This is a genomic window from Streptomyces sp. NPDC057617 (genome assembly GCF_042800555.1).
In the GTDB taxonomy this organism is placed as follows: domain Bacteria; phylum Actinomycetota; class Actinomycetes; order Streptomycetales; family Streptomycetaceae; genus Streptomyces.
The window spans coordinates 173,607-196,887 of the sequence record NZ_JBHVGV010000013.1 but is presented as its reverse complement, the minus strand read 5'-3'; the positions used below and the strand labels follow the sequence as shown (position 1 = coordinate 196,887).

General features: G+C 70.9%; 23 protein-coding genes, 1 tRNA gene and 1 pseudogene. 13 read left to right on the top strand and 12 right to left on the bottom strand.

The genetic code is table 11. From position 1 onward, the window contains the following. Positions 1-621: 621 nt before the first annotated feature. Positions 622-708, top strand: a tRNA-Ser gene (locus tag ACFU9P_RS28635). Between the two features lie 169 nt (positions 709-877). Continuing rightward, entirely contained in the window at positions 878-1,348 is a 471-nt protein-coding gene (locus ACFU9P_RS28630) for a nuclear transport factor 2 family protein (RefSeq protein WP_384086202.1), read from the top strand. A gap of 28 nt (positions 1,349-1,376) precedes the next feature. Here the strand turns inward: ACFU9P_RS28630 and ACFU9P_RS28625 are convergent, their stop codons facing one another. From ACFU9P_RS28625 to ACFU9P_RS28610, 4 genes are all read right to left on the bottom strand, one after another. Next, the gene (locus tag ACFU9P_RS28625; RefSeq protein WP_384086199.1) at positions 1,377-2,330 is read right to left on the bottom strand and encodes an MBL fold metallo-hydrolase; all 954 of its coding nucleotides are present in this window, start codon (positions 2,328-2,330) and stop codon (positions 1,377-1,379) included. After that, positions 2,327-2,911, bottom strand: a complete 585-nt coding sequence (locus ACFU9P_RS28620) for a flavin reductase family protein (RefSeq protein WP_384086196.1) — start codon at positions 2,909-2,911, stop codon at positions 2,327-2,329. Before ACFU9P_RS28620 ends, ACFU9P_RS28625 begins: the two co-directional genes overlap by 4 nt. Before the next feature lie 107 nt (positions 2,912-3,018). Beyond that, on the bottom strand, positions 3,019-3,813 hold the full coding sequence (locus ACFU9P_RS28615; protein WP_384086193.1) for an SDR family NAD(P)-dependent oxidoreductase: 795 nt from the start codon (positions 3,811-3,813) through the stop codon (positions 3,019-3,021). Positions 3,814-3,823: 10 nt separating this feature from the next. Further along, the gene (locus tag ACFU9P_RS28610; protein WP_384086191.1) at positions 3,824-4,108 is read right to left on the bottom strand and encodes a hypothetical protein; all 285 of its coding nucleotides are present in this window, start codon (positions 4,106-4,108) and stop codon (positions 3,824-3,826) included. 64 nt (positions 4,109-4,172) lie between these two features. On the opposite strand from ACFU9P_RS28610, the gene ACFU9P_RS28605 reads away from it, so the two are divergent. The 4 genes from ACFU9P_RS28605 (at position 4,173) to ACFU9P_RS28590 (ending at position 9,276) form a co-directional block, all read left to right on the top strand. Continuing rightward, the gene (locus ACFU9P_RS28605; protein ID WP_384086188.1) at positions 4,173-4,643 is read left to right on the top strand and encodes an SRPBCC domain-containing protein; all 471 of its coding nucleotides are present in this window, start codon (positions 4,173-4,175) and stop codon (positions 4,641-4,643) included. Positions 4,644-4,981: 338 nt separating this feature from the next. Further along, entirely contained in the window at positions 4,982-6,100 is a 1,119-nt protein-coding gene (locus tag ACFU9P_RS28600) for an acyl-CoA dehydrogenase family protein (RefSeq protein WP_384086185.1), read from the top strand. 93 nt (positions 6,101-6,193) lie between these two features. Next, positions 6,194-7,642: an NDP-hexose 2,3-dehydratase family protein gene (locus ACFU9P_RS28595; protein WP_384086401.1), complete on the top strand. Its 1,449-nt coding sequence runs from the start codon at positions 6,194-6,196 to the stop codon at positions 7,640-7,642. After that, positions 7,639-9,276, top strand: a complete 1,638-nt coding sequence (locus ACFU9P_RS28590; RefSeq protein WP_384086182.1) for an MFS transporter — start codon at positions 7,639-7,641, stop codon at positions 9,274-9,276. The genes ACFU9P_RS28595 and ACFU9P_RS28590 overlap by 4 nt, the downstream gene beginning before the upstream one ends. A gap of 83 nt (positions 9,277-9,359) precedes the next feature. Here the strand turns inward: ACFU9P_RS28590 and ACFU9P_RS28585 are convergent, their stop codons facing one another. The 4 genes from ACFU9P_RS28585 to ACFU9P_RS28570 form a co-directional block, all read right to left on the bottom strand. Further along, the gene (locus ACFU9P_RS28585) at positions 9,360-9,743 is read right to left on the bottom strand and encodes a hypothetical protein (protein WP_384086179.1); all 384 of its coding nucleotides are present in this window, start codon (positions 9,741-9,743) and stop codon (positions 9,360-9,362) included. A gap of 247 nt (positions 9,744-9,990) precedes the next feature. Beyond that, on the bottom strand, positions 9,991-11,241 hold the full coding sequence (locus tag ACFU9P_RS28580; RefSeq protein WP_384086176.1) for an NAD(P)/FAD-dependent oxidoreductase: 1,251 nt from the start codon (positions 11,239-11,241) through the stop codon (positions 9,991-9,993). After that, positions 11,241-11,564, bottom strand: coding sequence for a 2Fe-2S iron-sulfur cluster-binding protein (locus ACFU9P_RS28575; protein WP_376385362.1), 324 nt, complete (start codon positions 11,562-11,564; stop codon positions 11,241-11,243). The genes ACFU9P_RS28580 and ACFU9P_RS28575 overlap by 1 nt, the downstream gene beginning before the upstream one ends. 177 nt (positions 11,565-11,741) lie before the next feature. Then, the gene (locus ACFU9P_RS28570) at positions 11,742-12,983 is read right to left on the bottom strand and encodes a cytochrome P450 (RefSeq protein WP_376385359.1); all 1,242 of its coding nucleotides are present in this window, start codon (positions 12,981-12,983) and stop codon (positions 11,742-11,744) included. Positions 12,984-13,203: 220 nt separating this feature from the next. Here ACFU9P_RS28570 and ACFU9P_RS28565 point away from each other — a divergent pair, with 220 nt between their 5' ends. Then, positions 13,204-14,265 carry a CaiB/BaiF CoA transferase family protein gene (locus tag ACFU9P_RS28565; protein WP_384086171.1) on the top strand — a complete coding sequence of 354 codons (1,062 nt, stop codon included), beginning with the start codon at positions 13,204-13,206 and terminating at the stop codon, positions 14,263-14,265. Positions 14,266-14,272: 7 nt separating this feature from the next. Here ACFU9P_RS28565 and ACFU9P_RS28560 read toward each other — a convergent pair whose 3' ends face one another. Continuing rightward, positions 14,273-15,106 (bottom strand): hypothetical protein, encoded by an 834-nt coding sequence (locus tag ACFU9P_RS28560; protein ID WP_376385354.1) that lies wholly within the window; start codon positions 15,104-15,106, stop codon positions 14,273-14,275. Between the two features lie 191 nt (positions 15,107-15,297). Continuing rightward, on the bottom strand, positions 15,298-15,777 hold the full coding sequence (locus ACFU9P_RS28555) for a hypothetical protein (protein WP_384086167.1): 480 nt from the start codon (positions 15,775-15,777) through the stop codon (positions 15,298-15,300). Between the two features lie 194 nt (positions 15,778-15,971). On the opposite strand from ACFU9P_RS28555, the gene ACFU9P_RS28550 reads away from it, so the two are divergent. The 3 genes and pseudogenes from ACFU9P_RS28550 to ACFU9P_RS28540 form a co-directional block, all read left to right on the top strand. Continuing rightward, positions 15,972-17,093, top strand: coding sequence for an epoxide hydrolase family protein (locus ACFU9P_RS28550; RefSeq protein ID WP_384086164.1), 1,122 nt, complete (start codon positions 15,972-15,974; stop codon positions 17,091-17,093). A 161-nt stretch (positions 17,094-17,254) separates the two neighbouring features. Continuing rightward, positions 17,255-17,737 carry a hypothetical protein gene (locus ACFU9P_RS28545; protein ID WP_384086161.1) on the top strand — a complete coding sequence of 161 codons (483 nt, stop codon included), beginning with the start codon at positions 17,255-17,257 and terminating at the stop codon, positions 17,735-17,737. 245 nt (positions 17,738-17,982) lie between these two features. Continuing rightward, a pseudogene (locus ACFU9P_RS28540) lies at positions 17,983-18,744 on the top strand (transcriptional regulator); the annotation flags it as partial. On the opposite strand, the gene ACFU9P_RS28535 reads toward ACFU9P_RS28540, so the two are convergent. Continuing rightward, positions 18,725-19,387 carry an HAD family hydrolase gene (locus ACFU9P_RS28535; RefSeq protein WP_384086158.1) on the bottom strand — a complete coding sequence of 221 codons (663 nt, stop codon included), beginning with the start codon at positions 19,385-19,387 and terminating at the stop codon, positions 18,725-18,727. The pseudogene ACFU9P_RS28540 and the gene ACFU9P_RS28535 overlap by 20 nt on opposite strands. Positions 19,388-19,504: 117 nt before the next feature. Between ACFU9P_RS28535 and ACFU9P_RS28530 the strand changes: the two genes are divergently transcribed. Together ACFU9P_RS28530 and ACFU9P_RS28525 are read left to right on the top strand one after the other, a co-directional pair. Then, on the top strand, positions 19,505-19,825 hold the full coding sequence (locus ACFU9P_RS28530; protein ID WP_376385340.1) for a hypothetical protein: 321 nt from the start codon (positions 19,505-19,507) through the stop codon (positions 19,823-19,825). Between the two features lie 217 nt (positions 19,826-20,042). After that, positions 20,043-20,441, top strand: a complete 399-nt coding sequence (locus tag ACFU9P_RS28525) for a hypothetical protein (protein WP_384086155.1) — start codon at positions 20,043-20,045, stop codon at positions 20,439-20,441. 45 nt (positions 20,442-20,486) lie between these two features. On the opposite strand, the gene ACFU9P_RS28520 is transcribed toward ACFU9P_RS28525, so the two are convergent. Continuing rightward, positions 20,487-21,962, bottom strand: coding sequence for an alpha/beta fold hydrolase (locus ACFU9P_RS28520; RefSeq protein ID WP_384086152.1), 1,476 nt, complete (start codon positions 21,960-21,962; stop codon positions 20,487-20,489). 163 nt (positions 21,963-22,125) lie between these two features. Here ACFU9P_RS28520 and ACFU9P_RS28515 point away from each other — a divergent pair, with 163 nt between their 5' ends. Next, a complete protein-coding gene (locus ACFU9P_RS28515; RefSeq protein WP_384086149.1) occupies positions 22,126-23,106 on the top strand; it encodes an NAD-dependent epimerase/dehydratase family protein in 981 nt (326 codons plus the stop codon). Positions 23,107-23,281 lie beyond the last annotated feature (175 nt).

Genomic DNA, 23,281 nt, shown 5'->3' with positions numbered 1-23,281 from the left:
AATCGGCAACCGTTGCAGCTACTGCAACTCGCTCTGTAGCCGTAGATGTTGACCACTCGACCAGTACGCAAGTCTGCTACGAAGGAGCCAGGAAAGAGTGGAAAACTGGACATCGGCGATCGTTGAGGCGACTGGGGTGCAGCGCATCGCGGTCGTCGCGCTCGGTAGCCTCCCGCTGCTGTTGATCAGCCTCGCAGCCGCCCCAGGAGTCTTGGTATTGCCGTTCTTCGGAACGGCTGGCGCACGCCGTGCTGAAGCGATTGTGGGGCAGTTGATCACGTGGAACCGAGCTCTACTCACGGGATCGCGGCCTGGCAGATGAACATCGGGCTGAGGCCCCTGACGCCCGTGCGGTGGTGCACAGGCGGTGCGTTACACCGACGCAGGACGAGCCTGACTCTTAGTACCCTTGGGGCCGGCGGGTGAGCGAGCCGTCGGCAGCCAGAGCAGAGCGGTGTCGGACGGACGCATAGGGCGATGAGAGTCTGCTCGACGCCGACGTGATCCCTGGCTGGATATGGTCGGCAGCGGAGTGCTGTGGCCATCCTCTGGCCAGTGCCGGACAGCTCGATCCGGCAGCCGGTAGGCTGTAGGCGCTCCGTTGCTGGTGGGCGGGGCTGAGGTGGGTTGCCCGAGTGGCCTAAGGGAACGGTCTTGAAAACCGTCGTGGCAGTGATGTCACCGTGGGTTCAAATCCCACACCCACCGCTTACAGGCCGGCGTATGTGCTGGTCGGGAGGGGTGTCTCCGGGGTGGAGGCGCCCCTTTTCGGGTTTGGGTGGGTGGGGGCGGTGGGGTTCTACTCGGGTACCAGTCGGGCTAGAGCGGGGCGGGGCAGGGTGGGGGTGTTGCGGGCGGTCTAGTGCTGGGAGTTGCCATGCCACAGTTGGTCGGGTTGCAGGTCACCGGGGATCTGTATGCCGAGGTGCGTACGTTCTACGCGCGGCAGATGCGGCGGGTGGACTCGCTGGACATCGTGGGGTTCGCCGATACGTTCACCGATGACGGCGTGGTGGTGCACGCGGGTGGGCAGCGGCAGCAGGGGCGGGAGGAGATGATCGCCGGGATGCGCGCCAGTCTGCCGCGCTACCGGGACATCGCCGTACGGCACTGGTTCGACCATCTGCTGATCGAGCCGGACCCCGTGGACGAGGACACGTTGCGGGTCTCGTACTACTCCCTCGTCACCCTCACCGACCGCGAGGGCAAGGTCAGCTTCCAGCCGACCTTCACCGTGGAGGACGTGCTCGTACGGCGTGACGGGCGGCTCCTCACGCTGTCCCGGGTCATTCATCGTGATATGCCGGTCGAACAGGTGGCTGAGGAAGCGTCGGCCCGTAGCCAGTGATGTGCTCACCGCCACGCGTGAGGGGCCCTCACGCGTGGCACGTCGGCAGGCCGCCGTGGAATTCGACCATCTCCTTGAACGACGCGGCGACATCGATGCGGGCGCCCGGCGGCAGGCCGTCGAGTTCGGCGTACGCGCGGTGCAGGTTGCCGATCAGGCGTTCCGAGTCGCCGAGTGCGGCGAACTCGCCGAGGTCGCAGCTCTTCGCCGCCTCCAGCGGGGTCAGCCCGTCCCGGATGCCGTCGCGGGCCAGGCGGTCGATCCAGCGTACGTACGCCTCCGTGGCGTCGATCAGCTCGGTGCCGCCGACCGGGCCGTGTCCCGGGACGACCGTGTCGGGGCGGAGCGCGCGCAGGGTGGCGAGGGCTCGTAGCGAACCGCTGATCGATCCCATCAGGACGTACGGTGTGACTCCCGACCACACGACGTCACCCGTGAACAGCACGGACCGTTCCGGTACCCACGCCACCACATCGTTCGCGGTGTGCGCCGGTCCCACGTTCGTCAGCTCGACCCGCAGGTCGTCGGCGTACAGGGTGAGGGAGTCGCGGAAGGTGAGCGTCGGCAGCGTCAACGGCGTTGCGCCCCAGGTCACTTCGGGCCAGAGATGCCGCAGCCCGAGGCCTGCCTCTGCGGAGTCGGCGCGGGTTCCCTCGTGTGCGACGATCACGGCGCGCGGGGCGAACTGGCCGTTCCCGAAGGTGTGATCGCCGTGGAAGTGTGTGTTGACCACGAAGTCCGGTCCGCCGGGCGCGACCCGTTCCACCTCCTCGCGCAGCCTCCTGGTGCGGGACTCGGTGGCCGCCGTGTCGACGAGTACCGTACGGCCCCGTCCCACGATCAGGCCGGAGTTGTTCAGGCACCAGCCGCCGTCGGGCTGTACGAACGCGTACACCCCGTCCGCGATCTGTCGCAGTGACGGCGGTCCGGCGAGCGGGCTGTTCAGCGGGCTGTTCAGGGGGTTGTTCAAGGGGTTGTTCATGCGGACTCCGGGTGGTTCACGGGCAGCCGTGTGAAGCGGCCCTGGTGGAAGAGGAGCGGCACGGACTCCCGAGGCCCGCACGACAGGGCCACGACCCTGCCGAGAAAGAGCACATGGTCCCCGGCCTCGTACCGCGCGTGCAGTTCACATTCGAAGTACGCGTCGGCGGACGGGATGACCGCCTGGCCCGTCACTCCCTCGACCGCGCCGAGCCGCCGCATCGCGGCCCGGCCCCCGGGGCGGTCCCGGCGGCTGAACTCCACCGCGAGATCCCGCTGCGACTCGGTCAGCACATTGACGGCGAAGCCGCCGCCGGCCTCGATCCCGGGCACCAGCTTGCCGTCCGCCCTGATGGACACCAGAACCAGCAGCGGATCGAGGGAGACCGAGGTCAGGCTGTTGAGTGTCATGGCGGCCAGGTTGTCGCCGCTGCCGCTCGTGAGCAGTGTGACGCCGGTCGGGAAGCGGCCCATCGCCGCGCGGTACACGGCAGGGTCCGGCTGGACGGTTACGGCAATGTCCGGATCCTTGGCAATGTCCTGATCCTGCTGGACGGTTGAGGTGCCGGCTCCCTGAGCCATGGTCGGCGGGCTCCTCCGCGCTCGTGTGTCAGCAGGACCTGAGGCTGTCGGTCGGGCCTGCGGCTGTCGGTAGGACCCCAGGCCGCTGTCGGTCGGGTCTGCCGCCGTCAGTACGACCCGAGGCCGCCGCAGACGTTCATCGCCTGCGCGGTGACCGACGCGGCCAGGTCCGATACGAGATAGCCGACCAGCCCGGCGACCTCCTCGGGCGTGCCGTAGCGGCCGAGTGGGATCTTGGCGTTGAACCTGTCCTGGATCTCCTGCTCGCTCAACCCGTAATGGCTCGCGTATCCCTGCCGTACGCGCTGTGCCATCGGGGTCTCGACATAGCCGGGGCATACGGCGTTGACCGTGATCCCGGTCTTGGCCAGTTCCTTGCCGACCGCCTTGGTGAAGCCGATGACACCGGCCTTGGACGCGGAGTACGGCGCCGCCAGCTCCACGCCCTGCTTGCCGCCCGTGGAGGCGATGTTGACGATCCGGCCCCAGTCGCCGTCCCGCATCCGGCCGGTGCTCAGCACCTCGCGGGTCATCCGGAACGTACCGTTCAGGTTCGTCTCGATCACGTCGTCCCACAGGGCGTCGTCCAGCTCCGCGGTGACTCCGCCGCCGCCCCGGCCCGCGTTGTTGACCAGGATGTCGATACGGCCGAACTCCGCGACGGCGGACCGTACGGCGGCGCCGATCTGTTCCACGGAGGTCACGTCGCAGACCGCGCCGCCGGCCTCCAGGCCTTCCCCGCGCAGCCGCTTGACGAGCGCGCTCACGCTCTCGGCGTTCCGCGCCACGCCGAAGACCGCCACGCCCTGGCGGGCCAGCAGCTCGGTCACGGCGAGACCGATGCCGCTCGTCGCGCCCGTGACCAGGGCAACATGCCGTCCCGCTCGTCCGTGGTCCGTCATCGCGTTCTCCTCATCGGTCCTGTCCGTCCTGGCGCGGTGGTGGGACGACCGTGACGCCGCGCCCTTGCGGCCCGCTCAAATCGCGCCGGAGAAACGGTGGGCCGTACGGGGAGGTGGTGGCGGTGGCGGTGGCCGTACGGGAGGGACCATGGTCCGTGCCGTCCGTGCCGTCCGTGCCGTCCGTGCCGTCCGTGCCGTCCGTGCCGTCCGTGCCGCAGGAACGGTGGGCCGTGCCGTCCGTACCGCAGCAGCGGCGGGCCGTACCGCTTCGAGCCGCGCTCCACCCGAGGTCCATGGGCGGTCCAGCGTGATCGGCCAGCGTCGTTCCCCTCACCCAGCGGACCGGCCGAGGAGAGCGCGTGCCCGAGGAGCGGACGATTCCTGACGTACGGAAGTCGGTGACCGTGGCGGCCACGCCCGAGCACTGCTTCGAGGTCTTCACCGAGCGCCCCAAGGACTGGTGGCCGCCGAGCCATGTCCTGCTGAAGAAGCAGCGCGCGGGGCTCGCGTTCGAACCGGGTGTCGGCGGCCGCTACTACGAGTGGGACGTCGAGGGCAACAGTATCGACTGGGGCAAGGTGCTGGAGTGGGAGCCGGGCCGGCGTCTCGTCATGACCTGGCGGATCGACGCCAACTGGCAGTCGATTCCGGACGACGAGCGCGCCAGCCGTATCGAGGTCGACTTCATACGCGTGGACGAGCGGCACACCCGTGTCGAGCTGGCGCACGTCATGCTCGAACGGCATGGCGAGGGCGCCGAACGGATCTTCCAGGCGCTCGACGGACCGAGCCCCGGCGAGACGCTCGAACGCTTCGCGAAGGCGATCTGACCCGCCGGGGGGGGTACTCGGGCCGACCTGCCGGGCCCGCGTATCCGACCCGGTTCGACCTGATCCGACCCGACCGGACGACCCGACCGGACGACCTGACCGTACGCCGCGCCCGGAACGGCTCACCCGCTGCGACGGCGTACCCGGACTGCCCCGCCCGGACCCCGGCCCTCGGCCCGCCGCGAGCCTGAGCCCGGACCCCGAGCCCGGATCCGGACCCTGGCCCGCCGCGACCCCGGACCCCGAGCCCGGACCCGCACCCCGACCCCCCACCGCCCCGACCCCCTCACCGCACCCGCCCCATCAGCCCAAGCCCACAAGCCCAGGAGGTCACGAGCATGCCTGCCGACACACCGCCGGACGCCGGGACGGGCCGGAGCGCTGAGACCGTACGGGTTCTCGCCGCGCAGAAGGCCGCCGACGCGGACAGCACCCGCAGACTCGACAAGGAAGTCGCCGACGCGGTCGTCCTGGCCGGTTTCCCGCGGCACTTCGTGGCCGCGCGGTGGGGCGGCGCCGAGGGGTCGTTCGCCGAGCTGACCCGGGCCGTCCTCACCGTGGGCGAGGGCTGCGCGGCCACCGCGTGGTACGCCTCGCTCGCCGCGTACTCGTCGCGGTTCGCCGCCCATCTGCCCCCGGCCGGGCAGCAGGCGGTCTGGGGCGAGAGCCCGGACACGGTCATCGCCACGGGCATGGTGCCGGGCGGCCGGGCCGCCCGGGTGGCCGACGGCTGGCGGCTCGACGGGCGGTGGAGTTACGTCAGCGGCATCGACTTCGCCGGCTGGGCGCTGCTCTGCGCCCTCGTACCGGCCGCGGACGGACCGCCGGCCATGCGCTTCTTCGCCGTGCCGTGGGGGGAGTGGACCGTCGACCCGGTCTGGGACAACGTCGGCATGCGGGCCACCGGGAGCCATACGGTCACGGTGACCGACGTCCTGGTGCCCGAGCATCTGTCCTTCGACCGCCAGGAGCTGTTCACCGGACGGAACAGCTCCTCGGACCTCGCCGTCCACAATGTGCCGATCCAGGCGGTCAGCGGACTGCCCTTCGTCACGCCCGCGGCCGGCGCCGCCGCCGGCGCGCTCAAGGCGGCGGGCGCGACCCTCACCGGGCGCCGCAGGACCCCGTTCAACGAAGTGAAGCTGGTACGGGCCGCGGGCAGGATCGACGCCGCCCGGCTGCTCATCGAGCAGAACGCCGAAGCCGCCGACGCCCACCGCTTTGACCGGGCGCTGCTGGCACGCGGCGAACGCAACGCCACGTACGCCGCCGAGACCCTGCGGGATGCGGCCGGGCTGCTCGTCGCCCTCGCGGGCACCGCCGGACTCAGCGAGAGCGGCGCGCTCCAGCGGCACTGGCGCGACATCACCACGGCCACCAGCCATGTGGCGCTCCAGTACGAGACGTCCGCGGCCAAGAACTACGCGGCCGTACTCCTCGGCCCGGCGGAGGACTGACCGGTGCCCGCCGCCGCGCCCGCGGTCCCCCCGGCCTCGCCGCAGGTCCAGGACGGTGCCGCCGCCCGCACGGTCCCCCCGTCCTCCTCCCCGGTGGAGGACAGCGCTGACGTTCCGGGGAGGCTGGCGCGCTCCGCCGCCGTCACCGAGGCCGGTTCGTTCATGCGTACCTCCGAGGTCGCCGGCTGGCTCGCCCGGCGCCGCGAGGCCCACCACTTCGCCGTGCGGCGCATCCCGTTCGCCGATCTGGCGGGCTGGTCGTTCTTGCCCGGGACCGGGAATCTGGGGCATCACAGCGGACGGTTCTTCACCGTGGAGGGACTGCGGGCGGCCGTGGACCGGGGACCGTACCGCGACTGGCAGCAGCCCATCATCAACCAGCCCGAGGTCGGCATCCTCGGCATCCTCGCCAAGGAGTTCGACGGGCTGCTGCACTTCCTGATGCAGGCCAAGATGGAGCCGGGCAACCCCAATCTGCTCCAGCTCTCGCCGACCGTGCAGGCGACCCGTAGCAACTACACCAAGGTCCACCAGGGCGCGGACGTACGTTATCTCGAACGCTTCCTGCGGCCGGAGGACGGCGGCGGGCGGGTCCTCGCCGACGCCCTCCAGTCGGAGCACGGCTCGTGGTTCTTCCGCAAGAGCAACCGCAACATGATCGTCGAGACATCCGACGAGATCGTGCCGCACGACGACTTCTGCTGGCTGACACTGGGCCAGATCGGTGAACTCCTGCGCCTGGACAACGTGGTGAACATGGACGCCCGGTCCGTCCTGGCCGGCGCGCCCGTCGCGGGAGCCCCGGAAGCACCGGACCCGGTCCCCGTACGCTCCGAGACGCAACTGCTGTCGTGGTTCGCCGCCGAACGATCCGATTACGTCAAGGCCGAACGCGTACCGCTCGACGGGCTCGACGGCTGGCGCCGAGGCCCGTGGGCCGTGGAGCGCGACGACGGCCGGTTCTTCCGGGTCGTGGCGGTCGCCGTCGAGGCCGGGAGCCGCGAAGTGGGCGGCTGGACCCAGCCGTTGTTCGAGCCGACGGGCCGCGGGATCGCCGCGTTCGTCACCCGCCGCTTCCAGGGCGTACCGCACGTCCTGGTCCAGGCACGGGTCGAGGCCGGGCTGTACCACGGCGTGGAGCTGGCGCCGACCGTGCAGTGCGTACCGGAGAACCACGCCCACCTGGCCCCCGAGGACCGGCCGCGCTTCCTCGATGTCGTGCTGGGCGCGCCCCGCGAGCGGATACGTTACGAGGCCGTCCACTCCGAGGAGGGCGGGCGCTTCCTCAACGCCGAGAGCCGCTATCTGATCGTCGAGGCCCCGGACACGCCGACGGCCCCCGGCACGCCGGAGGTCCCCGACACCGCGCCGCCCGGCTTCCACTGGGCCACCGTCGCGCAGCTCGGCGCACTCGCCCGGCACGGGTATTACCTGAACGTCCAGGCGCGGAGTCTGCTCACGGTGCTGAGCACCGGAGCGGCCGACGCGGCACCGGCACACCGAAGTCCGGAACACCGAAGTCCTTACGGAGGACACTCATGACAGAAGCCGCCATGCCCGACGCACCCCCGCGCCGGGCGGGCAAGCGGGAATGGATCGGACTCGCTGTCCTGGCACTGCCCACGCTGCTCATCTCGATGGATGTGACCGTCCTGTATCTGGCGGTCCCCGAACTGAGCGAGGACCTGGCCCCCAGCAGTTCCCAACTGCTCTGGATCCTGGACGTGTACGGGTTCCTCGTGGCCGGATTCCTCATCGCCATGGGCACCTTGGGGGACCGGATCGGGCGGCGGAAGCTGCTCTTGGCGGGTGCCGCCGCGTTCGGTGTGGCGTCCCTGCTCGCGGCCTGGTCGAGCAGCGCGGAGATGCTGATCGCGACCCGTGCGCTGCTGGGCATCGCCGGAGCCACGCTGATGCCGTCCACGCTGGCGCTGATCCGCAACATGTTCCACGAACCGTCCCAGCGCACCGCCGCCATCGCCGTGTGGATGTCGAGCTTCACCATCGGCATGACCATCGGTCCGCTGGTCGGCGGTGCCGTACTGGAGGCCTTCTGGTGGGGCGCGGTGTTCCTGCTCGCCGTACCGCCGATGGTGCTGCTGCTGGCCGTCGGCCCGGTTCTGCTGCCCGAGTACCGTGACCCGAACCCCGGCAAGGTCGATTTCGCCAGTGTCGGTCTGTCGGTCGCGGCCATGATCTCGCTGGTGTACGGGGTGAAGGAGCTGGCCAAGGACGGCTTCGCGGCCGTCCCGCTGCTCGCGCTGGTCGTCGGTGTTGCGCTCGGGGTGTGGTTCATCCGCAGGCAGGGAGTCCTGGCGCATCCGCTGCTGGATCTGCGGCTGTTCGCGAGCCGCGCGTTCAGTGCCTCGCTGATCACGCTCACCCTGACGCTGTTCGCGATGTCCGGGCTGTTCTTCTTCCTGTCCCAGTACATGCAGCTCGTGCTCGGGCTCTCGCCGTTCCAGGCCGGGCTGTGGACCCTGCCGCAGGCCGGTGGCATGGTGATCGCGGCCGGTCTCACGACGGCGCTGGTCAAGTCCGTCCGTCCGGCGTATGTGATGGGCGGCGGTCTGGTGGTCGCGGCGGTCGGCTTCTCGATGTTCACCGGTCTCGACGGATCCGGTGATCTGACGCTGCTGGTCGTCTCCTCCGTCGTCTTCGCGGTCGGTGTCACACCCATCTCGATCATGGGCGTCGACATGATCGTCGGTTCGGCCCCGCCCGAGCGGGCGGGCGCGGCGTCGGCGCTGTCCGAGACCAACCAGGAGTTCGCGGCGGCGATCGGTGTCGCCGTGCTCGGCAGTGTGGGTACGGGCGTGTACCGGTCGGTGCTCTCCGACACCATGCCGGCCGGGGTGCCCGCGGGGGCCGCGGAAGCCGCCCGGGACACCCTGGGCGGGGCGCTGGAGGTGGCGGGGACGCTGCCGGACGCCACCGGAGCCGGGCTCGTCGACGCGGCGCGGCTGGCGTTCGTCGACGGTCTGCACGTCAACGCGGTGGCTGCGGCTGGGCTGGTGCTCGTCGCCGCTGTGCTGGCGTTCGTCCTACTGCGTGATGTGAAGCCGAGCGACGGGGAGGCGGCAGCGGAGGACACCGCGGCGAAGGACACTCCTGAGGGCGGGCCTACAGGTGGGCCCGCGGCGGATCATTCCGGTTCCGGGGCGGCCACGGCCTGAGCCCGCTCCCGCTGTTCGGCACATGTGCGGCCCTGGCTCGTCCTGCCGAGCCGGGGCCGCGTACGGCCATGTCCGGGCCGACGTCAGACCCGGCTGGCCGTGACCGTGACCCGGGTGGTGCGCAGCGTCCGGCCCTCGCTGTCCCGTACGAGCGAGACGCCCTCGCTGGTGAAGGTCGTGCCGCTCAGGACGGCCCGCTGGTCGATGTCCACCCAGCCGACGCACGCCCCTGTCCCGTCGTAGATCGGTTCGGCGATACGGAAGCCGAAGGACGCCGGTCCTGTCGCCGTCCAGGTGCCGGCGCCGCCGTCCGCCAGGAAGACCCGGCCGTCCCCGGTGAAGTGGAAGGTGTTCGCCGAGGTCTCGGTCTCGCGGCCGATCCGCGCCGTCCACGCGCCGGCCGGTCCGCTCCGGCCCGTGGGGCTCGCGGGATTCGCAGGACTGGTAGGCCCCGTGGAGGCTGTCATATGCGGCACACTGCCCGGGCCGCCTTGAGAGCGGGTCGAGCGGTACGGGCGCGTTGAGGCGGTACGGGCGGGTCGAGGCGGTACGGGCACGGGCACGGGTACGCGTACGGAGCGGAAGCCGGGCCACCCGACCGGCGCCCCGACCGGCGCCCCGGCCCCGCCACCGGCTCCCGCCCCGTACACCTCAGGGCCTCGGCCCCGCTCCCGTCCGCGCGCCACAGTCTTCCCACCCTCGTACCCCAGGCCCTCACCCCGCCGTACGCGCCAAGTGGTACTCCTTCAGATCGAAGTCCGGACGCGCGATCTCGTCCGGGCCGGGACCCGGGCCCGCGTCGTCGGCCAGCAGCCGACGGGTGATCATGTGGTCGGCCGGCCGGTTCACCGATTCCGTACCGACGAGCCGGTCCCCGCGGAAGCAGAACACCGAGAAGCGCCCTCCCTCCACATCGCCCTTCACGACCGTGCGGTCGTGCCCGGCCGTGATCCCCGCGAGCTGGACCCGCAGCCCGTACTGCTCCGTCCAGAACCATGGGACCGCGGTGTACGGCTCCGGCTCCCCGCAGACTCCGGCGGCCACGGTCCTGGCCTGGTCGGAGGCGTTCTGGACGGACTCCAGCCGCAGTCGGCGGCCCGCCCGGCGGCTGGGGAATCGGGCGCAGTCGCCGAGCGCGTACACCCCGGGTCCGGCTCGCAGCAGCCGGTCGACCACCACACCGTCACCGACGGGCAGACCGGCGTCCGCCGCGAGTTCGGTCCTGGGGAGTACGCCCACCCCCATCACCACCAGGTCGGCGGACACCCGCTCGCCGTTGTCCAGTTCCGCCACCCGGACATGCCCGGCGCCGTCGCCCCGCAGGGCGCGCACCTCACGGCGCAGGAGTATCCGGGTGCCCTGCCTGCGGTGCTCCTCGGTGACCCGGCGGGACAGCAGCTCGCCGACGGACCGCTCCATGACCCGCGGACCGGCTTCGACCACCGTGACCTCCACGCCCAACTTCCGTGCAGTGGAGGCCACTTCCAGCCCCACGAAGCCCCCGCCCAGCACCAGCAGATGGCCCCCGGCCGACAGCGCGGCGCGCAGCTCGTCGGCGTCACGCAGATCGCGCAGCGTATGCACCCCGGCGAGACCGACGAGACCGGCGCCGGGCAGCGGAAGTCGGCGCGGCCGAGCCCCCGTCGCCAGGACGAGATGGTCGTACGGAAGTCCCGCCCCCGACGACAGGGTCACCCGCCGCCCGGCCGTGTCGATCTCCGTGACGGATGTGCCGCTGACCAGATCGATGTCCTGGCTCCCGAAGAACGACTCGGGTCGCAGGGCCAGTTCGGCGAGCGGCACCGTACCGGCGAGATACCCCTTCGACAGCGGAGGACGCTGGTACGGCAGAGCGTCCTCCGCGCCGATGAGGGTGATCCGGCCGGGGAAGCCGCGTCCGCGCAGCGCCGCGGCCGTCTCCGTCCCGCCCGGTCCGGCCCCCACGACGACGACCGACGCCGGCATCAGGACTGCTTCTCCGGCAGATGCACCAGCAGACCGTCGAGGTCGTCCGTGATCGGGAGCTGGCAGCTCAGCCGGCTGGTGGGGCGCCGGGGGCTGGCCGTTCCGTACAGCACGTCGTCCTCGGACTCGTGCATCGGCGGCAGCGGGCGGGTGTTGGCCTCGTCTATGTACACATGGCAGGTGCCGCACTGTGCCGAGCCACCGCACTGTGCCTCGATGCCGTCGATGTTGTTGAGCTTGGCGCCACGCATCACGGTGCCGGGGGCGGTCACCTCGACGACGGTGTCGGTGCCGCTCGGGCTCCGGTAGGTGATCTTGGCCATGGGTGTCCTCCTCGGACCATGGGGGTTGGCTGCGGGTTCCGCCGCCCCGGTGGCGGGACGGCGGCCGGGTGTCTGCGTCGGTTCGGCCGCGTCGGGTCCGTACGGTCACCGGGCGTCGGGTCCGTACGGTCGCCAGGCGACGGGTCCGTACCATCGCCGGGCGACGGGTCCGTACCGTCACCAGGCGACGGGCAGTTCCCAGAGGCCGTAGATGACCGCGCCTTCCTTGCGGGGTATGTCCGCGAACGGCTTCGCCAGCCGCAGGGTCGGGATGCGCTCGAACAGCTTGCTCCAGACGATCTCCAGCTCCAGCCGGGCCAGATCCGCGCCGATGCAGTGGTGCACCCCGTGCCCGAAGCCGAGGTGCTTGCGGCTGCCGCGGCTGATGATGACCTTGTCCGGCTCGGGGAACACCTCGGGGTCGCGGTTCGCGGCCAGCCCGAGGCAGAGGATGCCGTCCCCCGCGCGGATCGTCTGCCCGCCGATCTCGATGTCCTCCAGGGCGACCCGCGGTACGGCCGTGTCACCGATCGTGGCGATCCGGATCAGCTCCTCCACGGCGGGCCTGACCAGCTCCGGGTCCGCCCTGAGCAGCTCCAACTGGTCCGGGTTCTCCAGCAGGCAGGCCGTACCGAGCGAGATCTGGCTCGCGGTCGTCTCGTGGCCGCCGTTCATCAGCAGCCGGACCATGTTGAACAGGTCCCGGTCGGTGTACTCCTCCCCGGACGCCTCGTAGTCGGCCATCGCCCGGCTGAGCAGGTCCTCGCCGGGCTCGCGCTTCTTCAACTGGATCAGCTCGGCGACGTACGCGTTCACCTCGACGATCGCCGCCTGGCGCTCCTCGGGGGTGCTGTGCCCGCCGAGCAGGGCCGTCCCGTGCTTGATGAAGAAGTCGTGCTTGTCGTCCGGGATGCCCAGCAGCTCGCAGATGACCGTCATCGGGACGGGCAGCGAGAACGCATGGTGCATGTCGACGGGCGGGGGCATCGACAGCATCCGGTCGATGTGGTCGTCCACGATCTGCTCGATCCGGGGACGCAGCTTGCGCACCTGACGGCTCGTGAAGGTCAGGGCCGCCTTCCGACGGGTGTTGATGTGCTCGTCACCGTCGTAACCGATGAAGGACGTCTCCGTACGGAACTCCGGCGGCGCGATGAAGTAGAAGGGGAAATTGGCGTGCTTGCGCGAGGCGCTGACCCGCGGATCGGTGAGGAGCGTACGGATCGTGTGGTAGCCCGTCACCGTCCAGATCCGCAGGCCCGAACCGGCGAGCGTGACCTGCGAGACGTCCTTCTCGATCATCTCCGGGTACTCGGCGGGGGTGCTGAAGGGGCAGCCGCGCTGGTACGGGAAGGTCTTCTCCTCGGCGTCCGGTTCTGCGTCCGGTCCGGCGCCCGACTGACTGATGCTGGTCGTCATGATGGTCGGTGGTCCCTTCGGTCGGCATGGGCCGCGAAGTCAGCAGTGTCGCGACATGGCCTCCGTCCCCGATGGAGTCACGCTCAAGGCACCCTGAAGCCCGCGTTCCTAGCTTTGCCGGGTGAACAGTCCTGTGACCGGTGGGCCGTTGAACGGTCTGAGTGGCGGGCCGCTGAGTGGTCTGCGTGGCGGTTCGTTGAGTGGTGTGCGTGGCGGGCCGTTGAGCGGCCTGCGTGTACTGGAGCTGGCCGCCATCGGGCCCGTACCGTTCGCCTGCATGCTCCTCGCCGACCTCGGCGCCGAGGTCGTCCGTGTCGACCGGCCCGGAGTGGACAGGGCCTTCGGCGCCTGGCACCGCGTGCTCGACCGTGGCCGCCGTACCGTGGCACTCGACCTGAAGGACCCTGCGGCGGTCGAGGCACTGCTGCGGCTGGTGGAGGGCGCCGACATCCTGGTGGAGGGGTACCGGCCGGGTGTCTGCGAACGCCTCGGCATCGGCCCCGAGGTGTGCCTGGCGCGCAATCCGCGGCTGGTGTACGGGCGGATGACCGGCTGGGGGCAGGACGGGCCGCTGGCCCGGGCCCCCGGCCACGACATCAACTACCTCGCTCTGAGCGGTGCGTTGCACGCCATGGGCCGCGCGGGCGGACCGCCCGTGATCCCCCTCAATCTGCTGGGCGACTTCGCGGGCGGCGGACTGCCACTCGCCTTCGGTGTCCTGGCGGCGGTCGAGGAGCGGCACCGGTCGGGTCTCGGCCAGGTCGTCGACGCGGCCATCGTGGACGGTACGGCCGCGCTGCTCGGCATGCTCGCCGGGATGACGGCGGCGGGCGAGTGGCGGCCGGAGCGCGGTACGAACGTCCTGGACGGCGGCGCCCCGTACTACGACGTGTACCTCTGCGCCGACGGCCGGTACGTGGCCGTCGGCGCCCTGGAGGACCGCTTCTACGCGGCGCTGCTCGCCGGGCTCGGACTGGCGCCGGACGAGGTCCCCGACCGTACGGACCGGGCCGATTGGCCGGTCCTGCGGGCCCGGCTCGCCGCGTGTTTCCTCACCAGGAGCAGGGACGGCTGGGCGGCGGCCTTCGAGGGTACGGAGGCGTGCGTCACGCCCGTACTGACCCTGGAGGAGGCGGTGGAGCACCCGCACCACCGGGCTCGCGGGGTGTACCGCCGTACGGCCGACGGTGTCGTCGAGGCCGCCGCCGTACCGAGATTCGGGCGGACGCCGACGGCCGGGAGACCTGGACGCACCTCGGCGGCCGGGGCACCTGGGACCTAGTTGGCTGTCAGCCGCCCTGATAGATCTTCGCGCAGAGCAGTAGCTTGTCGTCGTTCACCAGCCAGGCCAGGTATTGCGTCTGGTCGTTCGGCCCCAGCGCACAGTTGCGGGGGCTGGCGTTCGACGGGGCCTGATAGACGCCGGTGATATGGATGATCCGGTTGTACTTGGCGGGAATCTGCTGCGCGTTGCAGTCCACGGCTGTCATCGCTCCCAGCCGGGTATTGTCGCCGACCCGCTTACCGAGCACGCAGTAGTACTTGTGGTAAATGCGGGTGACGCAGAGCCTCGTGGTTTCGCCCGAGACGGCAGACGTGTACGTCCAGGACGCCTTCCCCGCACCGCTGGGACAGGTGGTGTCCGTGGTGCTTGTGACCTGGACGAGGCCCGCCGCCTGGATGTTGCAGGGCACGGGCGCCGGCGGAATGTCGGCGCTCCAGTCGATGCTGTCGCCGCCGCGGCCGGTGTCGAAGACCTCCAGGCAGTCGCCGACCGAGACGGCCTTGAACGCCTCTTCGGCGGGGTCGGGAGTGGGTGACGGTGTCTCGGATTCGGGGTCGTCCGATCCGCCGCTGGAGTCGTCGCCCCAACCCGGATCGTCGGAGTCCGTATCAGTCGGCTCAGGGCTGTCAGGGATGTGGACAGTCTCCGAAGGCTCATCCGGGGGTGAGCTGAAGCTGGGTGCTGAGCTGGAACTGGTTGGGGACGACTCGTTCAAGACCGCTTTCAGCTCCTGCGCGTTGCTGACACCTAACCAGCTCACGATCGCCACCAGGGATGCGATTCCTCCGAGCAATGCCCACAACTTGGCGGTGGAATCGCCGTCGGATGAACCTGCCATGATCCCCTCCCCCCCCGTCGGTGCCCAGACGATATCGACTTCTGCGGATTGGCCGAAGAGACCTTCACACCACCTCCGTAAGCCGGCCTCGGCGAGGGTCGTTCCTGTACTGGAGGCCACCCCCGCCGCTGCTTCGGCCGCCGCTCCGGCTACCGCTCCGGCTGCCGCTGCCGCTCCGGCTACCGCTGCGGCTATGCGCAGGCGGACGAGTCCGGGGGACCCGTCCGTACCGCTGTGATCGTGACCGGGACCGTGCTGTCGAGGGTGCCGTCGGGGAGGTAGACGCTCGATACGCCGGTGGTCCTGAAGCTGGATCCGGTGCGCGTCCCGTCCTGGTCGATGTCCACCCAGCCCTCGACGGCGCCGTTCGCGTCGTACCACATCTCCCGGATGAAGTAGCCGAATCCGTGCCGGCTCTGGACGTGCCAGGTGCCCTCGCTCGGGCCGGCCGGTGAGACGAGGCAGACCGTGCGGTCCGGGGCGAAGGACATCTGTACGTCGTAGACGGCGCCCTCGCGGGTGACCGTGGCGCGCCAGGTCCCCTCGGGGGTGGTGGATCGTCCGGCGGCCTGGGCCGTCGTGGTCGTGAGCGGAAGCGTCAGCGTGAGCGGGAGCAGTACGAGGAGGGACGCGGCGCCCAGGGCGGTCCGCGATTTCAGTGTCAGGTTCATGACGAGGAGTGTTGCGAGACGTCCTCTCACCGCACTCGACCGCTGCTGTAGGCGGGGCTCCTACCCTCGCCGCGACAGGACCCCGGCAAGAGACATGGCCGCGGCAGAGCCATGACCGCGACAGGAAGACGTCAGACACATCACACACATCACACACGTCGCACACGTCGCACACGTCACAGAGGAGCGTACGAGTGAATCCCGTCATCGAGCCGTACCGGGCGGACGTACCGCAGGCCGCGCTGGACGATCTCCGGGCCCGGCTGGACAACACGCGCTGGCCGGACCGGGAGACGGTCGACGACTGGTCGCAGGGGCCGCCGCTGGAGCGGATGCGCGAGCTGTGCCGGTACTGGGCGCACGGCTACGACTGGAAGGCCACCGAGGAACGGCTGAACGCCTTCCCGCAGTTCACCACCGAGATCGGCGGACTGCGCGTCCAGTTCCTGCACGCGCGCTCGCCCCACCCGGGCGCGCGGCCGCTGCTGCTGACCCATGGGTGGCCCAGCTCCGTCGTGGAGTTCCTCGATCTGATCCCCCGGCTCACCCACCCCGAGGACCCCGCCGACGCCTTCGACGTCGTCTGCCCGACCCTGCCGGGACACGGCCTCGGGGACCGGCCCGCGGAGGCCGGCTGGACCGTCGACCGGGTGGCGCGGACCTGGGCGGCGCTCATGGCCCGCCTCGGTGCCGACCAGTACCTCGCGCACGGCGGCGACTGGGGATCGTGGGTGTCCGCCGCGCTCGGCGCCGTCGACCGGGAGCATGTGCGCGGCATCCATCTCAGCATGCCGCTGGCCAGGCCCCCGGAGCGGGAGATCGAGCTGGACGAGCGGGACCGGAAGGCCATGGCGCGGATGCGGAGCTTCGGCAAGGACCGGTCCGGTTACGCCGCCATCCAGTCGACCCGTCCGCAGGCGCTCGGGTACGGCTTCGCCGACTCGCCGGCCGCGCAACTCGCCTGGATCATCGACCGGTTCTGGGCGTGGGCGGACCACGACGGCGAGCTGGAGAAGGCGATTCCGCGCGACCGGCTGCTGGACATCGTCTCGATGTACTGGTTCGGCAATACGGGAGCGTCGTCGGCGCGGCTGTTCTGGGAGAGCTTCGACAAGGAGCCGATGCACCCGACGGACGTGCCGACCGGCTGTTCCGTGTTCCCCAAGGACGCCTGGCTGCCGCGCGCCTGGGCGCGGGAACGCTTCACCGACCTCCGCTACTGGCGCGACCTGCCGGATGGCGGGCACTTCCCGGCCCTGGAGCGGCCGGAGGTGCTGGCGGGCGAACTGCGTACGTTCAGCAGGGCGTTGGGCTGACCTCCGTTTTCCAGCAGCCCGCTCCCCCCACCTGAAAGTCCCCCCACCTGAAAAGCCCCCCGCAAATCCCCCACCCAGTACACCCCCCGCACCTGCCAAGCCCTGACAACAACTGAGAGGAAGCAAGGCAGATGACCATAGGGAAGAGCACGTCCAGGGTGATGACCACGATTCTGGCCGTGGGGCTGGCGACGACAGCGGCTCTCGCGGCACCGAACGCGGCGGGCGCGGCATCCGCCGGCGAGCGGTCCGGTCCGCGTACGGGAGGCGCCGTCTCGCCCGTCGGCACCTGGGAGGGCACCGTGCAGCACGCGGAGGGCCTGGGGGACGTCACCCTGTCGTTCCACCGGAACGGGGTGCTGTGCCTGCGGTCCGGCGACGGCGGCGAGGGCGGCGGCGAAGGCCGGGGCCGCTGGCACGCCACCGGCGGGAACACCCTGTCGTACCAGGTCACAGAGCGCCTGTACGACGGCACCGGCGCCACCGTGGGCTTCGTCCGGGTCGACCAGAGGGGCGTCCAGCACGCTCAGCGGATCAAGAGCGACGGCCTGTCAAAGATCTACGACGCGACCGGCACGCACCTCGCGACCGCACCGGCACACGTCGAGGTCCGCCGCATCAGCACAGCCCCCGAGCCCTGCTGACGCCGCACAGCCGACCGTACAGACCGAGGCCGCACCGCGGACCGGAGCCGAGCAACAGACCGGCCCCGGTCCTGCCTCAGTGCTGTATCTACTGAGGCGCTCGCTTCAGCGTCCGCTGAAGAGCTTGCCTGGCGCCTCGGCCCGTTTCAGGTACGTGGCGTGTTCTACTGCCAGGTCCACGAGGGTGAACTCCAGGAGTTCCATGATGAGTTGGCCCGCGAGCACCCACCTGATCCGCCGGCTCTCGAAGGCCCGCCGCCGCCCTTTCGGAGACGTTGCTGCTCGCAGGCCGAATCGAGTTCTTCGATCTCCGTGAGCCGGACCGCGCTTCCAGCACGTGGCTTCGCGCGCTGCAAGCCGCAGGAGAAGCGGATGACCAACTGCTCGGCGCAGCGATCCTGGCCCATACCGCATTCATCCCCGGCTGGGCCGGAGAGCGGGATGCCGCCGTCGAACGCATGGTGGCGGCCCGTACCTACGCACGTCGAGGGCCGGCAAGCGCCAGTTTCCTGGCGTGGCTGGACGCGGTGGAGGCCGAGTGCGAGACACGATGCGGGCACACCCGCACGGCACTGCATCTGATCGGTCATGCCGAGGACGTTCTCGTCCGGGGCAGCGCACACGAAACCCCTGAGTGGATGGACTGGTTCAGCCCGGTCCGCTTGGCAGCGTTCAAGGGCAACACACAGCTCAAGGCGGGGCACCTTCCGCAGGCCAGGGAGACCCTGCTCGCTGTTCTTGCCGATCTGGATCGGGCGGAGAAGCAGACCACGGTGATCCTCGGCGACTTGGCCGCAGTAGAGGCTGCCGCAGGGCGGCCGGAGGAGGCGTGCGAATACGCCGTACGAGCGCTCGACCAGTTGGGGCGGACCTGGTACGCGACGGGCATGGACCGGGCACGCGACGTCCGGCGGGCGCTGGCACCGCATCAGCACGAACAGTGCGTGCGCGACCTCGACGAGCGGCTTTACGGATGGGCCACGACGGTCAGCGCCCTCGCTCGTTGAATTCCTTGACGGCTTGGGACAGTTCGGCCAAAGACTCGATACGGAACGTGGGCAGATCGCGCGCCTCCGTGGTCTGCCACTGAATCGTCCCCCAGGGCCCCCGACGGACAAGAGCCGTTCGCATCCCGGCCGCCGCTGCGGGGCGGATGTCGTTGTCGACGCGGTCGCCGACGTACAGGATCTCGTCCGGCTCGTGCGGGACGGCATCGGCGACACGGACGAAGAACTCGGGGTCCGGCTTGCCGGCTCCCCAGTCGTCGCTCGTACCGATGAGGTCGACGTCGTCGGTGAAGAGCTGCCGAAGGATGCCGCCGGCCCGCACCGTCTGGTTGCCCGCGATGCCGAGCCAGAGTCCGTCCGCCCGGAGCCGGGCGAGTGCCGGGCGGACGTCGTCGTACAGGTCGGACTCGTCGAACGCCTCGGGCTGCCCGGCATCGGCCCGCGCCCGCCGCTGGGCGTGCAGGTCGAAGCCCGGCTCGAACTCCTGGAAGACATCGCGATAGTCCCGGCCCTGGGCGACGACAGCACCGAACACGGCGGCGAAAGTATGCCGCGGCACACCGAGCCAGTCGGCCCAAGCGCCGTACTCCTTCGTCTCATCCACCAGACACTCACCGACGTCAAAAACCACCGCCCGAATCATGGCCGCATCGTAGCCAGCGGGCACATCCGCCCAAGAGCGCTCCCCGCATCTGTGCGGTCCAGTCCCAGAGCATGACGAAAGCGCCCCCGGAGTATCGCGGCGGGCATCGAGCGTACGGTGTCGCCGTCCGCCGCGGATGAGTTCGCCCTGAAGCGATGGGCGGCGCACGGCTATGAGACCGACCCGGCCTCGCTCGGCGACACCGGGTACTGGACCCAGCTCAACGAGCGGGACCTCACCGACGTGGAACAGCCGGTGCTGCCGGACGGATTCCGGTTCCGTACCGCCGACGAGGCCGGGCCGGAGGCCGCGGTCCGGGCGCATCTGGACGCCTGGGTTCCTTCGACGTACACGGCCGAGGGTCGGCTCCGTCGACGAGAACAGACAGCAGTTGCTCAACGGCCGCCTGTCCACGCGACGATCCCCCGCCGTTCATGACACCCCGCGTCGGATTGGTCGCCTAGGGTTTCTGGAGGGGCGGGGGAGGAGGGCTTGCGCATGGTCAGCGAGGGCGGCGGGGAGCAGGGCTCTCCGTCTGGTCGGCAGATGCCGAGCCGGACGCTGGTCGTTGGCCAGGCCGGGGTGACTGAAGGCCCCGTCGGAACAGGTTGGGGCACACCGGTCTTTAGGGGCAAAGGTTCTGTCTGTGAATTATGTGAGACACGCCAAAGGCGGCCTCAGTGTTGTCGTCGCCACCGCCGTCTGCCACACCCTTATGAGCAACGGCTACGGGTGGGCACGCGAGGCCGAAACCGACAGCGGGGGCACCATGTTCTCCGGGGCCTTCGAATTCCTTCTCGTCACGGCCGCTTCGTGGGTTCTCATGCCGCTCCTGCTGTGGGCCGGTATGCGTCTGCTGCGGGAAACCGGCAACCTTCTCCTCATCCTTGTCGGCGGGGTCGCCTGGCTCATGGTCTCCGGGTACTTCATCGACGACATCGACCGCGCGGGCGGCCACATGCCGATCCCCGCGCTCGTCGCATACGTTCTCCTGGGCACGGCATTGGCCGGCGCCGAAACGACACCGACCGAGGGTGCGGGGCGGTCCACCTGAGACCGTTTCCTACGTGGTGGGGCGGACGCGGCCGGGGCGGGTTCGTCAGCCCGTTGGCGTTGTTGGGCGTGGGACGCCCGTGACCCTGGTTGTGGGCTCCGGGGGCAGTGTGCCGTGCAGTAGGTAGCTGTTCACCCACGCGTCCACGGACGCGTTGCCGGACAGGGCGTAGATCTCGTGGGCGCCGGAGTCGATCACCTGGATCAGGCGGTGGCCCAGGCGGGCGGCCATGGCGTGGGCGCCCTCGTGGTGGTCCAGGGGGTCGCCGTCCGCCTGGATGATGAGGCCCGTGGGGTACGGGCCCGGTTGTACGCGGGTGGCGGGTTCGGGTGGGGTGAAGGTGCGGAACGTGCCCACCCAGGGCTGGGCGCGCATCACACCGAGGCCGTACGGGCAGCGGTCGCGGAAGTCGCGCATGGCCGCGTGGTACTGGCGGGGGTCGGAGGGCCAGTCCGTCTCGCTGGTGACCGCTTCGAGCACCGCCTCGCGCCGGGTGCCGGCCGGGGTGCCGGGGCGCCATTCCGCCTGCCCGGCGAGCAGTTCGCCGGCCTTGGCCGTATCGCCGGCCCGCGCGGCGCGCAGCAGTTCGCCGACCAGTTCGCCGAGTGTGGCCCAGCCCGAACGGTCGGCGGCCAGCGAGCCCATGAGCATGTCGAACGACGTACGCAGGGCCCGGCCGCCGTCCAGCGCGGCGAGTGCCGACGCCGCCGCCTCGACCGTGGCGACGACCGCGCCGGGGCCCGTACCGAGACCGAAAGCCGAGGGACGTTCGCCGGCCCACCCCGCCCACGCGTCCACGTTCTCGCGGCTCGCCTCCGCCTGGGACATGAACTGTTCGCGCCAGTCCCAGTCCGGGTGGACGCACGAGTCCAGGACACTGCGGTCCAGCCGTTCGCCGAACATCGTGCCGTACACCGCGCCCAGCAGCGTTCCGTACGCCCAGCCGACGAAGCTCAGCTTCTCCTCGCCGAGCACGGCGCGGATCAGATCCATGTCGCGTGCGTTGTTCCTGGTGGAGATGTACGGGCGCAGCTCGCCGCCCGCGCGCCGGCAGCCCTCCTCGCGCTCCCGCATGTCCGCGGCGAGCGCGTCGAACACCGAGTCGGGCGGACGCGAGTCGAACGGTACGGTCACCGGGCTGTCCTCGCCCTCCAGCCGCGTCGAGGCGCCCGTACCGCGCGGGTCGAAGCCGATGAGGTCGTACGCCTCGCCCAGCGGCGTCGCGGCGGCGAGCCGGGCGGGCAGTCCGCGGCCGATGCCGTGGTCACCGCCGGGGCCGCCGTTCAGCGACAGCAGAATGCCCCTGCGGGCCGGACCGGTGGCCCGGATACGGCTCAGGGCGAGGGTGATGCGCGGTCCTTCGGGCCGGGCGTAGTCGAGCGGCGCCTCGATCTCGGCGTACTCCAGCCGTCCGTCCGGGACCTCCGGGGACTGCGCCGGGGTCCACCGGGGGCGCTGCGCCAGGTACGCGGGCGCCGGGTCCGCAGGCGCCGGGTTCGCGGTATCCATCCCACTGGTCATGGCCGTACCTTGCCGACGGTGCCTTGAGGGGGGCTGGAGTCGGGCGCCCGTACGCGCCCCCGCGCGTGTCCAGGTGTGCTGCACCCGTGCTCAAGGGCGGCCGGGCAGTGTGGCCGCCCGACGTGAGACCGACCGCGAAAACCCTTGTTCCGGGGGGACGTTCATGACCGACGACCGTGTGCTCGTGCTCGGAGGCAGCGGGTTCGTGGGGCGGGAGGTGTGCGCCGCCTTCGCGGCGACGGGCCGTCAGGTGACCGCCGCGTCCAGGAATCCCGTACCGTCGCCCGCTCCCGGCAACCACCCTGCTGTCCGCGCCCTGCGGCTCGACCTCGGCGCCGTACCGGCCACCGCTCTCGCCCGCCTTCTGGACAGGGAGAAGCCCGGCACCGTCGTCAACTGCGTGGGCAGCATCTGGGGGCGTACCGCGCAGGACATGGTCCCGTCGGTCGTCGCGCCCACCGAGCGGCTCCTCGAAGCGCTGGCCATGGCCGCCGGGCGCCCGAGGCTGGTCCATCTCGGGTCCGTACTCGAATACGGGCCGGTCGCGCCCGGGACGACCGCACGCGGCCCGGCCAGGCCCGACACCCCGTACGGCAGGGCGAAACTCGCCGCCACCGAGGCGGTCCTCGCGGCGGAGGCGGCGGGGACCGCTGACGCGCTCGTCCTGCGGATCGCCAATGTGGCGGGGCCCGGGACGCCGGACATCAGCCTGCTCGGACAGGTGGCCGCGCGCCTCGCCACCTGGGACGGCGGGCCGGAACCGGTCGTGGTCGAACTGTCGCCGCTGCGTGCGCACCGCGACTACGTGGACGTACGGGACGTGGCCGACGCGGTGGTCGCGGCGGCCGACGCATCGGCGGCCGGTACGTCGCTGACAGGGCGGTGCGTCGACATCGGCCGGGGCGAGGCCGTGCCGGTGCGGGAGTTGGTCCAACTGCTCGTGGCCGTCAGCGGGGTGCCTGTCCGGCTGGTCGAGACCGTACGGGACGAGCCGCGCGGCGCGGCCCCGGCACCGGCCGACTGGATGCGGGTGGACACCGGTCCGGCTGCGGAACTGCTCGGCTGGCGGCCCCGCAGATCGCTGGAGGATGCCGTACGGGCGTACTGGGAGCAGTATCCGCGCGCCCGCGCCACGGTGGTGTGAGCCCGACGGCCGGACGGGGCACTCACCACGGCCGACCGCGCCGCCTGGACGGGCTGCGCCGCCCGTACCTGCGCTGCTCGTACCCGCGCCGCCCGTACCGGACCTCGCCGCGCCGCCCGTACCTCCGCCGCCCGGACCGGGCCCCGCCGCTCGAACCGGGCCGCGCCGCCCGTAC